The following is a 13,754-nucleotide window of genomic DNA, read 5'->3' on the forward strand; positions in this document are numbered from 1 at the left end:
CACCGACCGTCCTCTCATTGGTTCCCCGCTGCTGTCTCGCACAGCCTCGCAAGATTGTCTTGTGGGGGTTGGTCACTGTTCGGTACGCCATCGGCTTCTGCCGCGACGGGCATTCGACTCTTTCGCTGGTACATACTGTCTTTCGTAGCGTCTTGCCATTGTCCAGTGAGGCCCACTTGACGAATGGTCCAAGCCACTCTTATATTGGATTTGGTTAGTGTATACTTAGTTGGAATACCAGCGAATGATGGTATTTCGAGTTTCACGTCCTGAGACGCTCGCCGTCGATCGCCTCGGACCCAACTATTCGTGAACTGATCAGAAGCGACAGAGTCGTACTGGTCGAGTCGAAAGACAGTCTCAAGATGATGTATGTTGCCGGGCTGATCGCCTACGGCGGGTCGGCGCTCATCGGCGGGCTGCTGGCGGTCTCGCTGTTGGTCAAATACGACCGTCGACAGCCCGCCTTTACGTTCGGCGTCTTCTTGCTCGTGGTCGGTTTTTGGGCGGCGACCTACGTCGGCTATCTCGTCGCCGACACCCAGCAGTGGCTGCTGTTTTTCATCCAACTATCGTACCTCTCGGTCGTTTCGGTGCCCATCGTCTGGATCACCTTCGCCCTCCAGTACACCGACCGCGAGGCGTGGCTCTCACGGCGTCGACTCGCCGTCCTGTCGCTGGTTCCGATCTGTGTCCTCGGGCTCGTCTGGACCGCCGACTCCCACTCGCTATTCTACGCCGATATCGTACTCATAGTCGTCGACGGCGTCGCTCTGCTCGAAACGCCGCCTGCAATCGCCCACCGAATCAATATCGTCTACTCCTACGCTCTACTTCTGATCGGGACGGGCCTCATCGTGAGCGAAACCGTCACGAACAACCGGCTGTACCGACGCCAATCGCTGGTGTTGCTGGCCTGTCTGAGTACGCCGTGGCTCGCCAACGGCCTGTTCCATCTCGGCTTTCGCCCGATCCCGACGGCGGATCTCACGCCCGTTCTCTTCGTCATCATCGGGATTCCGCTCGCGGTGATCGTCCAGCGTGCCGAATTGACTGGGTTCGTCCCAGTCGCCCACGAGCGCGTCTTCCATACCCTGGACGATCCCGTCTTCGTTGTCACCACATCGAACCGGGTCCTGGATGCTAACCGCGCCGCCCGACAGATCGTCGAGGCTGCGGGCCCGCTCGAAGGCTGCGATCTCATCGGGATTCTGCCCGAACCCCTGCTCGAAGACGGTGATCTGCATCCCGATCTCGACGACGCAATGGAGTGTGTGATCGAGGTCGACGGCACACCCCGACAGTACATCGCTCGGCTCCGCGGCACTGAGTCAACCACCCGAGACGATCCACGCGGCTACATTCTCTCGTTGACAGATATCACGCTCCAGAAGACCCAACAGGAGAGCCTCGAAGCCAAAAACGAACAGCTCGAACGCCTCGCGGGCGTCGTCTCACACGATCTGGCGACGCCGCTGGCGACCGGCGAGAGCCTTCTGCATCTCATCCAGGAGGACCTCGATTCGCCCTCGGACGAGATCGACCAGTCGCTAGCAGACCTCGAAGCCGTCCACCGTCGGCTCCGAGCCTTCGCGGAGGGGTTGCCCGCGCTGGCCCGCGAAAGTACGGATGTGAAGACGCCGACCGACTGCGATCTCGAAACGGTCGCTCGGGGGGCCTGGGAGGTGGTCAACACCGGCGACCTTCGCTTGTCGGTTGAGTCGACTGAGACAGTACAGGCAGACGCCAGTCGGCTCCAGCAGGCTTTTGAGAACCTCTTTGGGAACGCCGCCGAGCATGCTGTCGACGGCCAGAGAGGTGCGACAACGGTCCGAATCGGACGACTATCAACCACTTCGGGGTTTTATGTCGAGGACGATGGGACAGGCATTCCGGTGGGTCGACGCAAGGATCTCCTAGCCTTTGGGGTGTCGACCGGGAGTGGATCCGGCTATGGGCTGGCGATTGTCCGGACAATTATCGAAGCCCATGGCTGGTCGCTATCAGTCACCGACAGCTCAGAGGGTGGCGCACGTTTTGAGATCGAGACGACGCCACAGACCCGGTAAGACAACCGTTCTCTGTAACATACCCCTATACGGTGGTATGCACTTTAGTAGCCTCTGACGATACTATCAGTTATGATGGATCATGTTCGGAGTGGTATGGTCGGCTCCGGTCGCTATCGATGGATCTGTGGAGTGAAGCCGTGATCGATCCGGCAGACTCAGTTTCGCCAGCCACGTCGACCCGACCGATTTCGGTGCTTCTGATCGACGATGACGAGACGTGGGCCCGGACACAGCGTCGACTGCTCGAACGCTCCCACGAGCGACTCAGCGTGTCGACGGCGACCAGTTTCAACGCGGCCAGAGACGCGCTCGGAGCCACCGAGCCGGACTGTATCGTCTGTGACTACCAACTCGGCGACGGGACGGGTCTCGACCTGCTGGCCGAGGTTCGGGCCACCGAACCGGATGTACCGTTTATTCTGGTGACTGGAGAAGGTGATGAGGCAGTCGCCAGCGATGCGATAAGCGAGCAGGTCACTGACTACGTGAGAAAAATGGATCTCAGCCAGCAGCCCATCGGGTTGGTCCGGCGGATCAAAACGGTCGTCGAGGTCGACCGGAGCCGTCGAGCATTGGCCCGCGAACGACAGCACAAGGAGGCGCTCCTCGAAACTGTCACCGCCTCGTCGACCCGCTCGGAACTCGGTGAGACCATCTGTGAGCAGCTTGTTGACAGCGGCTACGTTTGTGCGTGGATCGCTGTTCTCGACGACGACCAAGGGGTTGTCCCGCTGTCGACGGTTGGTGATAGCGCCTATCTTGAAAGCACAATCACGCCCGGAACCCGGCCAACTGACAGCACCGAACCGACCCTCCGCGCACTCGACGAAACCGAACCTATTGTCCACTCATTGGCAACCATCGGGGAGACAGAACCCGAGTCAGCTGACTGGGTGCCGGTTGCCGTCGACCACGGCTTTGGGTCGGTGGCAGCGATCCCGATCAGTCACAACGGCGTTTATTTCGGTGTGTTGACCGTGTATAGCCAGACAGCAAGAATCGACGACCGCGAACGGGCGTTACTCGTCGAGTACGCTGAAACGGTCGGCTATGCCTTCCAGACGACCGCGTGGAAACGAACACTCCTCTCGTCTGCGACCCCAACCGTCGAATTCACGCTCAGCGGAGGGTGCCACCCACTTCTCGGGCTTGCAACAGCACTGTCCGACGAGTCGACGCTCCGTATAGCAACGATCATTCCTCGAAACGACGACGAGGTGCTCTATGTGACGACCGCTGAGGGAGTCACGGAAGCCGACCTCTCGGAGGCAGTCGATGTGACCGATTCGATTGTCTCGGTCGACTATTATCGAACTGACGGCGTCATCCACTGTGGACTCATCGCAGAATCGCCGGTTCCCGAAACACGGATCGTCGACGCCGGAGTCTCGCTATCCGAAACCAATGTCAGTGGACGAGATGCACGGATTTTGGCCGTTCTCGGTGGGGGAACCAGTGTCCAGCAGTGTGTCGACGCCCTCTCAGAGCTCTGTGGCGATGGCTCGGTGACGACACTCTGGACCAGCGACGAATCCACTACCTCGAAGACCGAGGCGGTCGACGATCTGACCGATCGGCAGCGACAGGTGCTCAAACTCGCCGTCGAAGCGGGCTACTTTGAGCGACCGCGGCACAACAACACCGGTGAGCTTGCCGATACCCTTGATATTTCACGAGCAACCTTCACTCAGCACTTACGAGCCGCCCAGCGGAAATTGTTCGCAAGCAAGATTCACAGGTAATATGTATTATCGTGTGAGCTGTGGTGCTTTCAATAAATGAGATTATAATCGAGTTCTAGCATAACGCGATTACTCAGTACAGCTACGCCAGACGTACCCACCGCGCCGGACGGCACGACCGGGTACGTAGAGTGGGTACAGATACTCAACACCGACCAGAAGACAAACCTCTCTCCACAGTAATCAGCACAGTATCCCTAGGGATTTTCAAAACCAGGATCAACCACCTCATATTGTAGAAACATAGCCAGTATCCAAGTGAACTATATCCGGGGACAATAGAATACGATGATATGTTGATCAACACTCTCGTGGAACCTGGTAGACACCACGGCAACAGATCCAACCACCTCGTCTTCGTCTTACTCAAAGCTGAGAAACACGGGCTAAACCGTATAGAACCAGAACCTTACACCTGCGAATGCGGAATCATACTTACACCAGAAGTACTGGATAGAGGAGACGAGTCCAAAAATTCTTGGCCAAACTGCAAGTCCTGGAGAGACGGAGGAAAAAAGAAATGCCCAGAATGCGACGAATACCCTTCTATCGATCGGGAGCAACACATCCGGGCAAGAGGGTATGAACCAACGCCTAAATCGCAAATTAAGTCTGTAACGCAGTCACAGAGAGAAGCGGCGCTTGAAGAAACAGATCATACCTGTATCACCTGCAACTCAAAGGCAGAGTACGTGAAAAGGATGGTTCCACCAAGATACGGAGGATCACGGGACGTGGTGAATCTGGCTCCGCTCTGTAACAAGCACTACAAAAAATACGGGCATATGTTTGCCGACGTCCTCCACCCCGAAGAATGGCACCAGATACACCACCTAGACTGGGAAGGATACGTAGAAGCTCTCAGAGATAAATACGCAAACGGATCCAACAGGTTAGTGAATATCCTTGATTCACTTCTCGACGAAGGACAACCCGAAAACCCGTACCCGTATATCGATTAACAAGCTACACCCAGCCATATGTCTCCCAGGCTTCTTCTGGGTCAACCTCACCGCTTTCAATGCCTCTGCGATCTTATCAATAGCTCTGTCCGTGTAGCGGTCCTGGGTTTGACTATCGCTTATTCTCACATTCTTATGATACTCCGGATTATCATGGATATCCAGCTTCCGTACAATAGCCCATACTCGTGGGTAACTGATTCCGTCAATGTGCTCCGCCAATTTTGTAATACTAAGACTATACCTGTCTAACGGATTCACCTCCCGATATCCTACGACATACTCCAGTTCCTCTGCATCCTCTTCGGTAACCTCCATCACCGGCATACCCTCACTACGAGTCATCTTCACTTTCACCGTCGGCCCATCACTGTCGACACTAAACTGAACGCTTGAAACACCGGGATACAACTCTCTTAGATCATTACCCTCCTCAATACGCGACAACTTCTCCTCCAATTCCTTATCCGTGGCAGGTCCATCACCATCCTCAAGCGTTCTTTCAGATGCCTCAATAGACCGTAGTTTCACCTTTGCAGCTTCCTCTGCACCCTGCTCCAGTAACTCTCGAACAGTGTCAAACTCTTCCTGGTAAATAATATCCAATCGCTTCAACGGCATCGCTGAAAGCGGGAGCACACGGTCAGGAAGATAATCCCCAACAGACTCATCATAGAACTCTTTCAGTAACTCATCGAATATGGTAAGTCCAGATCTGGCGAAACCATGTAGACGCTGCTCACTGATGTTAATAACTCCATGCGTAGCTTCGTTCCTCTGTGAAGAGATATCGTATAGTGTGACAGTTTGATCCTCGGAAAGCACAGCAATTTCCGGAGCATCGTGATGCCCATTTTCGAGATAATTAATGCAATCACTGAACTCGATCGTGTGACCATTCTCTTTCCTGATGTCAACTCCGTTGTCTTTGAGAATTGATTTCAGAAGCATCTCCAGACTATGATTCAAGAGAATCAATGTAGCACAGTCACGTCCAGTATTGTGAGGCCTGTTGAACAGCTCAACTACCAACTGGATAGAGTCTGTAGCTGCGTCCTTGAATAGGGGTTCATTCTCGGGCATAGTTAGATTGAGTTGCTAAAGTGCCATTAATTCACCAGAAAGAGATTAATCAGTCTGTTAGCCCGGATTAATGTCGAACTGCCCGTCAGCGTGACTCAATTTCGGGACAAGGTGATTGACCCCTAGGCACACTAAATTTCCCTCAGAGGACGACACCTGTTAAAATGTTTGGCTAGATACAAATCCCCGACATCATACAAAAAGATCGTCCATTACAACATCAGGCTGCTCCAAACTAGACTCTTCTTTAGCTTCCAGCACCTCCAAATCCGTAATCCCATACTCACTCTTGTACTCCTCCCTAACAGAACGAAGACTGTAAATAAGCTCATGGTTCAAAGACTTGACCTGTTCAAACCTATCCATCAGCTCATCAATCTCATCAGTCTCCTTAATTTTCTTCTCGCGAAGCTCCAACAACTCTGAGTTCAAATCAGCCCAAATTTCAGAGTGCCCCCGTCTCCCACTAGAAAGCTCCATAATATTACGAGCAAACACGTGAGCATACGACTCAAGAATCTCCTCCTCCCGTACATCATTATCAACATAGGACTGAAGAAGATCCTCCCGTTCTTCCAGAATTGCTTCTTCCATCATTTCAACCAGATTTCCCCACTGTATCATATACCTCCTATTTTGAGTGACATACTCGCTGAACATTTCCTTAATCCCTGGAGACTTTGTGTCTAAGTCATTGAGAAACACATTATCAGGCATCTTCAAATCCTGAATAGAAGAAAACGAATCCTTCCTCGCCTCCTCCCTCCATTTTTTCTGCCGTCTCTCAAATTCATCCAGAAGCGGATCAATGCCATATGCAATAACAAGAATTGAACCGGGTTTCTCCCGATCACGTCTCATCTCATCAAGACTCTCCTCAGTGTACTCAACAGATTTCACAGTCTGATAGGCGTACACAGCAGTCACAACAACCAGCGTGAAAGAACTCACAGTAGACGCCGTCGACTGCTCAATATCCCCTAGAATAACTCCAGCAACCAGTCCTCCAAGGACAAGAATAAGCACACCGAGAGGCACAAAAGCCAGCTTACGGATATCCATATCACCAACCAGATAGCGTTCCTCCCTAAAACCATCTGAAAAAGATTCACTATCTCCGAACTACAGAGGACCGAACTACTTAGTCAAACCTCCACAAAAACCCGACTACATGGGAGAGATCCGCTTAGAAGCCGTAATCACTATAGAAACACCTCAAGACCTCTACGACGTCAACCCCGAAACATTGGTTGAAGAGGTAGATGGTATCGGATCAAAGAGAGCTGAGGATCTGACTGAAAAGTCTCTAGAAGACTGACCATCACCACACCTATTGGCAATCTCAGTTGACCACGTAGCTCCCAAAATAGTTGATACAGTCTACGTACAGGTAACTTCCACACACCACTTGTGACACATATTGTGACAAAATAAAAAGCATATATATATATATATATATATATATATATATATATATTGATTCATTTCGCTGCTGAACATCGGTCCTATTTCCTTGCGAGATACAGTGGCCGAGTGGAATATGGTTAGTTCTCTTCTGTGAGAAATGCTATGTTACCTTCGGCAAGATCATCTGTTACCATCGAGACCTCGTAAACTCTATGCACTGGAATCTGCATGAGGTCTCTTTCTGATTGTTCGCGGTTTTCATTAGCGAATTCAATCTGCCAGTGTTGAATTTGCTTGTTATATTCGATGGACTTCACGTTGTGCTGGGTAGTCGAGAACTCTTCAACTCCTTCAGGACCGTCGTAAACCAAGTTCGTCATACACACTCTGTATTTGTCTCGATTTAAAAAATAGGTCGGAGTGGGTATGGATCAGAGTGCTCAACTATCGCTCGCAGTCTTGCACTCCGCTGAAAAAATTCACACCTCAAATACTAAGTTTGCGTGAATGATACCTTATATAAATAGATGCTCTCACTACCCCCTCTCGTCGACAACGCCGACAGAAAACTCGAAGAGGTCTTCAAGAGAATCATTCCACAGATCGAAGAAGCCCGTATCGCAACAGGCTATTTCTACCTGTCTGGCTTCGATCTCTACCGCGAGGACCTCGAACAACTTGCAGATCCTGATGAGATCGGTCATTCTCCACTTCGGATTCTCATGGGTCGGCAAACAGACCAATCTACTGCAGATGAAATTGGCGAGGGTCAAAACCTAAGAGAAGAGTTCAAAAATGAAGTCAAAGAGAGTATTGCTGAGTTGAACAACGCCCAGCTCAGTCGACTTGATCGACTCCGGGATTTCATAGCAGAGGGACTAGTTAGTGTGCGTGTCCGAGATCCAGAAAACGGATACTTCCATGCAAAGGGGGCGTCTTTTCGGGCACCTCTGGACGATGATGGGTGGGCAGAAGATGATGATACCGATACCCGACCCTGTGCGACTATTGTTGGCTCTTCGAATTTCACTGCCAGTGGGCACCGTAACAACATTGAACTGAATCTCACGAGTCAGGATCAACGCGAAGCGGAAGCGTTCGAGGACTGGTATGACAATCAGTGGGCCAACGCTGAGGAGTTCAGCGACGAAATCATTCGGATCATCGAGAACAGCGACCGGTACAAAGATTGGCAAGCACAACAAAAAGACGAGGAGGAAGATGAAGATACCTCTGAGGAACTGGGAACGTACATCGAGCCGTTCGAGTTGTACAAACTCCTTGCCTATGACGAACTGAGTGGGAACGTCGACATCCGCGACAGTCCACTGTACTACTTCCAGACCCTCGGCTACGAAAGCGCGAAAGAGAAGCTCTCCCAGTTCAACGGCTGCATTATTTCCGACTCGGTCGGTCTCGGGAAGTCGTTCATAGGCGGTGAGCTCCTCCACGACTACCGACAGCACGGCGATCACTGCCTTCTCATCGTCCCCGCGAATCTCACCGAACAGTGGGAAGACCTGCTACAAAACGATACGGACGAAGATGGCAATCCGTATTTCGGACTTGAGGTCGACGGAACACACCTCGATGTAATGAGTATCAGCAGGTTCCAGAACCTGACATTCGACGAGGTCCAGGAACTCAAAGACACGTTCGATGTCGTGCTGATCGACGAGGCACACCGCTTTCGAAACCACGGAAAGTGGCGACCAAACCCAGACCACGACGACGATTACCAAGGAACGCGTCGACACGCCAACCTCCGTCAATTGCGCGGCAAGACGATGATCATGCTGACGGCAACACCGATCAACAACTCCGCGACCGATCTGAAGAACCTCATCAGTTTGTTTACTAGTGCAGAGGAGCTTCGGAATAAGGCATCGCTGGACTTCGACGCCTTCGAAGAGTACATCGAACTCTCGGAGGCGCGGAAACGCATCGCAGCCGGAAAGGAGGAGGTAGGAAAGGACGAACAGCAGCAGATCACTGAGCAGCTCCAGCGGCACTCCGAAGAGATTTCGGAGATCCTCAACGAGGTGATGGTGCTTCGGACCCGAAAGCACGTCAAAGAGCAGATTCAGGACGAAGAAGATTTCGAGATGAGTTTCAAGCCGCCGTCGCTCAGTAAAGAGCAGTATTCGCTCCCGGCGGCCTACCAGCCGGTGTATCGGATGCTGCCGGATGTGATGGACGCGCTTCATCTCCCGCACATCACGGTAAAGAACCCGAAGGCGGGCGGGACACTCAAAGCACTGTACAAGCTGAATCTGCTCAAACGGTTGGAGTCGTCGACGTATGCGTTCGTTCAGTCAATCGAGACGCTGCACCAGAGCGAGCGGCAACTCCTCGGGCTTCTCAATGGGCTGCCGGAAGATGAGAAGATCGACAGACTCCGTGCGGCACAGGGTGATGACCATCCGGAGACGCTCAATGACTTCGTTGAGGGGCGTGATGCGGCCGAAGATCTCGAACAGACGCTCGAAGAGTTCGGATTCGACGCGACCGCGGTTCGAGCCGAAGATAGTGGTGAAAATGTCGATAGCGACGAGCTGGCGGATGCGACGATTGGCGAGGTGAAAACCTACATTCGTGAGGATCTGACGCTACTGGCGTACTTCCTCTCGCAGTTCATCGGCGACGTTGCTCGTGACTCCGGCGATGTGAATGATCAGGCCGTGTCGACACGTCAGTGGTTGCATGATCACAATGCGGGTGTGCTTCCAGACGTGCCTGAAGAGGAATTGAATCCGATTCTGTACCCGCAAAGCGATTTGAACGAGGTCGACGAGGCGACGCGAGAGTTCTACGACGCGGTGTTTTCGTTGCGGGAGTTCCGCGATCCGAAGATCGACCGGCTTGCGGACGTACTTAACGGGTACGACGACGAGAAGGTCCTCATCTTCACCCAGTACCGGGCCACAGCTGACTACGTCCATCGGACGCTGTTGAACAACTCCGAGTCGCCGCTGAAGGAGGCCAATAGTGCGGTCGTCAAGGGTGGTGACGACAACAAGCAGGACGTTATCCAGCGGTTCGCCCCCGAGGCCTCGGGCTATCAGCAGACGCTCGCGGAGTCGGGTGAGTCGGAACTACAGTACGTCGTAGCGACTGATACGCTCTCAGAGGGTGTCAACCTGCAGGACGTCTCGGTGCAGGTTTCGTACGATCTGCCGTGGAATCCGATGCGGATCGTCCAGCGTGTTGGACGGATTGACCGCATCGGGAGTATGGCCGACAAGTACGTCCACAACTTCTACCCGGACGGCGATATCGAGGCGGCGATCAAGCTCCTCAAGCGATTGCAGGCGAAGATCAACGACATCGCGCTCATCGTTGGCAAGGAGAACAACATCCTCGATCCGAACGAAGACCAGATCCTCGAACAGACCGGTGTCGAGACCGAAAAGACAATTGGGGAACTGCAGGTCGACGAGATCGGCGAGTCCCTCCAGCAGTCCCGCGAGATCGACGACGTGAACGAACTCGATGATACAAGCAAAAATCCGCTGTTGCGGAACGCCGGGAGCAACGAACAGGCCGCCTACGAGCGGTTCCTGCTGAAAAAAGAGTTGAACGAGGAGTTTGGTCTCGACTCAGAGGACTTTGAGTATGCCGAGCAGTATTTCGACCAGTCGCCCGACGAGCGGGAGTTCCTGTATACGAACGTCGTCGACCACGAATCGGGGCCACGGCCCGGTGTGTTCGGGCTGGCACATCTCTGGTTCGATGACGACGACGAATCCTCACCACTCGGGCGTGTACGCCGGGCGTTCTACTACAAACCGTTTGCCGGAGAGGTGAAAGAACGGCCGGTCGGGATGCTCAAATTCGATCCCGAGGTAGCAGGGGAGCCGATCACGGACAGCGCCGACAACGTAGTGGCAAACCGCGAGGCGATGCAGGCGGTACTCGACGAGCGGCTGGAAGCGATTCGAGAGGGACAGGTCGAGGGGGCGTTCAAACAGGGCGACTCCTTTTCGAAGGAGCAGGAAACGATTCTGGACTTCATCTCACACTATCTGGAGCCGAACCACGGTGAGATGGCAGTGTCTGTGGATGGCTACGAGACGCTTGCCGACTGGACAGGGGATCTCCGAGAGCGGCTGCAAGGCGTGAAGCTTGCCAACACCGATGAGGACCGTATCCTTCGGGACACGTTCCGACACAGCGAACAGTACGAGTCGTTCCCGGACTGGCCGCCTATGGAATTCCTAGAGACGCTTACGGAGTTCTTGGAAGAGAATGTCGAAGCGTCGAGTGAGTATCAGACGAAACTTGTGGGTGAAAGCGATGTGCAAGCTAAATTGATGTGTTGGGGCGTGGTTGGACGATAATAAGACCAGCTCCGTCTTTTCTCAGGGTTCTGGTCTATTCTGTATGAGGTGATCGTACTTTTCGAAGACCATATCGAAATATTCCTCGTCCATAATTCGTGGATTAGAGACTCGATGAAAGTCGTTGAGAATGAACTCCGTGTCACGACGGTTGAGTTCGTAGGCGTGTAGAGCAGCAGCATCAATCTCGGCCTGAAGTTCTCTGCGCTCAGATTCATCGGTTGCAGGTTCGATACCACCCAGCCGATCACGCATTTCGGCGAAGGCTTCGCCATAACAGTTCAATCGAGCAGACCGGTCGGAAATATAGTGGAACCAATCGTCACCCGCAGTAAGACGGGGCATCTGTGACTCTTCGAACTTGTATTTGACAATGTGTGAGTCGACCTTGGTTCGCAGGAGGTAGTCGAAAGGAATGCTGTTCAGCAGTCCGACAGCGGCGAACAGCTCTTTGTCTGTGAACACTCGTTGATAAGCACCGTGCATCGGGTACTCATCAAGATCGTCCTGTTCTGGCTCGACTTTATATGGACGAACCGTGTGAAGAGTGTGGACTGCCACAGCACCTTTTGGAATAACACCGGCAATAAGCGTCCTTTCATCAGTTGCCCGAGCGATCTCTCTTAAAACAATTCGATACTCTGTGGAGTCCAAAAGTACATCTTGTGGTGATAACTCCTGACGGTTGTGTTCGTCCGTCAGGACATCGTTCACGAATCCTTTCTGGGACCGAGTGCTCAAATGTGAATACGCTGGGTGTTCAGTGAATCTCTCGTAGATGGCCTTCTTGAGACTGATGTCAGCATCACGGGAACGGAAATTCTTCCCACGTATTCGGGCCTTCGCACTGTCTTCTTCGGAATCATCCTCGTCGACGCTCCAAAGAGCAATGTCTTCCAACCCATCTACGTATTCATTGGTGTAGGCAAACTGGAAGACGTTTTTACCCTGATATACCGGATAATCGCCTTTGTTTATATCTTCAACAAACCGGTCAGAGTCTTGGGCCCTGTCCAACTCCCTATATAATGACGCATACCACGATCCTTCAACATCCTCGCCAACAGAGGGAGGTTTCAGAACTTCATTGAGTACCCTAACTTCTTGTTCGGACTCAATGTTGGGGAATATCCGTGAGTTTGGAGAATATTCTTCTAAAACCCTTCTTGGAATTTTGACTGTCTTCGATTCATGCTGTGGAAGGATGCTAGTATCTGTCTGACTAAATATGCCGTTAACAACGTCTGTAGACCCCGAATTTTTGAATGTTACTATACCGAATCGATACTGGAAGTGAATCTGATCGAAAATGCCGCGATTTTCGAAACCAATGATGTGCTGAATGTTTGTTTTATCCAACAGATGCGATCTTAGGTCCTTGCCTGCTGCACCGTTGAGAATTACACCGGGAAGAATTTGTGCTACGTATCCATCTTCACTTATAATATCAAATACCCGCTCCAAGAATAGCATTGAGAGGTCATTCTCATTTCCTACGGTTGAGCCACCTACTTCGGGATTCTGTAACTCATATTGTCCCCCATCATTGAAGTATTTCGCACGTCGTCCCATCTCTGTCTGGTATTTTTCCCATTCCTCTTCTATGGAGGAGTCTTCTAGCAGTTCTTCCATCATCGCATCTTTGTCCTCCGGCATTCGTGTACGAAATGTCTCGTCATATTTTGGGAAGAAATCATCACGGTTGGAAGTGAGGACATCCCACGGAGGGTTCCCGATAATCACGTCGAAGCCACCGTCTTGATACACAGTGGCGAACTCCAGCACCCAGTGGAAGGGGTGGTACGAGTTTAGGGCATTTTCAGAAACACCCTCGACGCCAGCAGCCTCAAATTGTTCGAGAATCTTCTCGTTGAGCACCTCGCTGTGTCTGTTGATTTTCGATTCAGCTAGTCGGCGCGCATTTGCTGCTTCCTTCCCGGTTGAGGCATATCGATGCCGTTCGACGGCTTCGATAATATCGTTATAGAGTTCCTCAACACTAACACCGATACCACCACCATCATCCGTCTTTAGTTAGGAGACGAACCGCATGACAGCGGCGGCGTATCGAGGTATGTTTGCGGAAGGAACGAGGAGGCAACGAGTGTGTACCACGAAACCTCCTCATCTCGGATTATGCGTCGGCTC

General features: G+C 52.4%; 9 protein-coding genes. 5 read left to right on the plus strand and 4 right to left on the minus strand.

Features of this window, described 5'->3' with window-relative positions; all coding sequences use genetic code 11:
- Nucleotides 1-365: 365 nt before the first annotated feature.
- The 3 genes from NO877_RS18445 (at nucleotide 366) to NO877_RS18455 (ending at nucleotide 4,776) form a co-directional block, all read left to right on the plus strand.
- Nucleotides 366-2,069 carry a histidine kinase N-terminal 7TM domain-containing protein gene (locus NO877_RS18445; protein ID WP_256397772.1) on the plus strand — a complete coding sequence of 568 codons (1,704 nt, stop codon included), beginning with the start codon at nucleotides 366-368 and terminating at the stop codon, nucleotides 2,067-2,069.
- 119 nt (nucleotides 2,070-2,188) lie between these two features.
- Entirely contained in the window at nucleotides 2,189-3,814 is a 1,626-nt protein-coding gene (locus NO877_RS18450; RefSeq protein WP_256397773.1) for a bacterio-opsin activator domain-containing protein, read from the plus strand.
- A 293-nt stretch (nucleotides 3,815-4,107) separates the two neighbouring features.
- A complete protein-coding gene (locus NO877_RS18455; RefSeq protein ID WP_256397774.1) occupies nucleotides 4,108-4,776 on the plus strand; it encodes a hypothetical protein in 669 nt (222 codons plus the stop codon).
- Here the strand turns inward: NO877_RS18455 and NO877_RS18460 are convergent.
- A complete protein-coding gene (locus NO877_RS18460) occupies nucleotides 4,726-5,859 on the minus strand; it encodes a DUF3644 domain-containing protein (RefSeq protein ID WP_256397775.1) in 1,134 nt (377 codons plus the stop codon). The genes NO877_RS18455 and NO877_RS18460 overlap by 51 nt on opposite strands.
- A gap of 192 nt (nucleotides 5,860-6,051) precedes the next feature.
- Nucleotides 6,052-6,921 carry a hypothetical protein gene (locus tag NO877_RS18465; RefSeq protein ID WP_256397776.1) on the minus strand — a complete coding sequence of 290 codons (870 nt, stop codon included), beginning with the start codon at nucleotides 6,919-6,921 and terminating at the stop codon, nucleotides 6,052-6,054.
- A gap of 109 nt (nucleotides 6,922-7,030) precedes the next feature.
- On the opposite strand from NO877_RS18465, the gene NO877_RS18470 reads away from it, so the two are divergent.
- A complete protein-coding gene (locus NO877_RS18470; RefSeq protein WP_256397777.1) occupies nucleotides 7,031-7,177 on the plus strand; it encodes a hypothetical protein in 147 nt (48 codons plus the stop codon).
- Between the two features lie 226 nt (nucleotides 7,178-7,403).
- On the opposite strand, the gene NO877_RS18475 is transcribed toward NO877_RS18470, so the two are convergent.
- Nucleotides 7,404-7,646, minus strand: coding sequence for a hypothetical protein (locus NO877_RS18475; protein ID WP_256397778.1), 243 nt, complete (start codon nucleotides 7,644-7,646; stop codon nucleotides 7,404-7,406).
- Between the two features lie 147 nt (nucleotides 7,647-7,793).
- Between NO877_RS18475 and NO877_RS18480 the strand changes: the two genes are divergently transcribed.
- Nucleotides 7,794-11,606, plus strand: coding sequence for a helicase-related protein (locus NO877_RS18480; protein WP_256397779.1), 3,813 nt, complete (start codon nucleotides 7,794-7,796; stop codon nucleotides 11,604-11,606).
- A 21-nt stretch (nucleotides 11,607-11,627) separates the two neighbouring features.
- Here NO877_RS18480 and NO877_RS18485 read toward each other — a convergent pair whose 3' ends face one another.
- Nucleotides 11,628-13,484, minus strand: a complete 1,857-nt coding sequence (locus NO877_RS18485) for an Eco57I restriction-modification methylase domain-containing protein (RefSeq protein ID WP_256397780.1) — start codon at nucleotides 13,482-13,484, stop codon at nucleotides 11,628-11,630.
- Between the last annotated feature and the right edge of the window lie 270 nt (nucleotides 13,485-13,754).

Source organism: Halohasta litorea (genome assembly GCF_024494645.1).
GTDB classification, from domain to species: domain Archaea; phylum Halobacteriota; class Halobacteria; order Halobacteriales; family Haloferacaceae; genus Halohasta; species Halohasta litorea.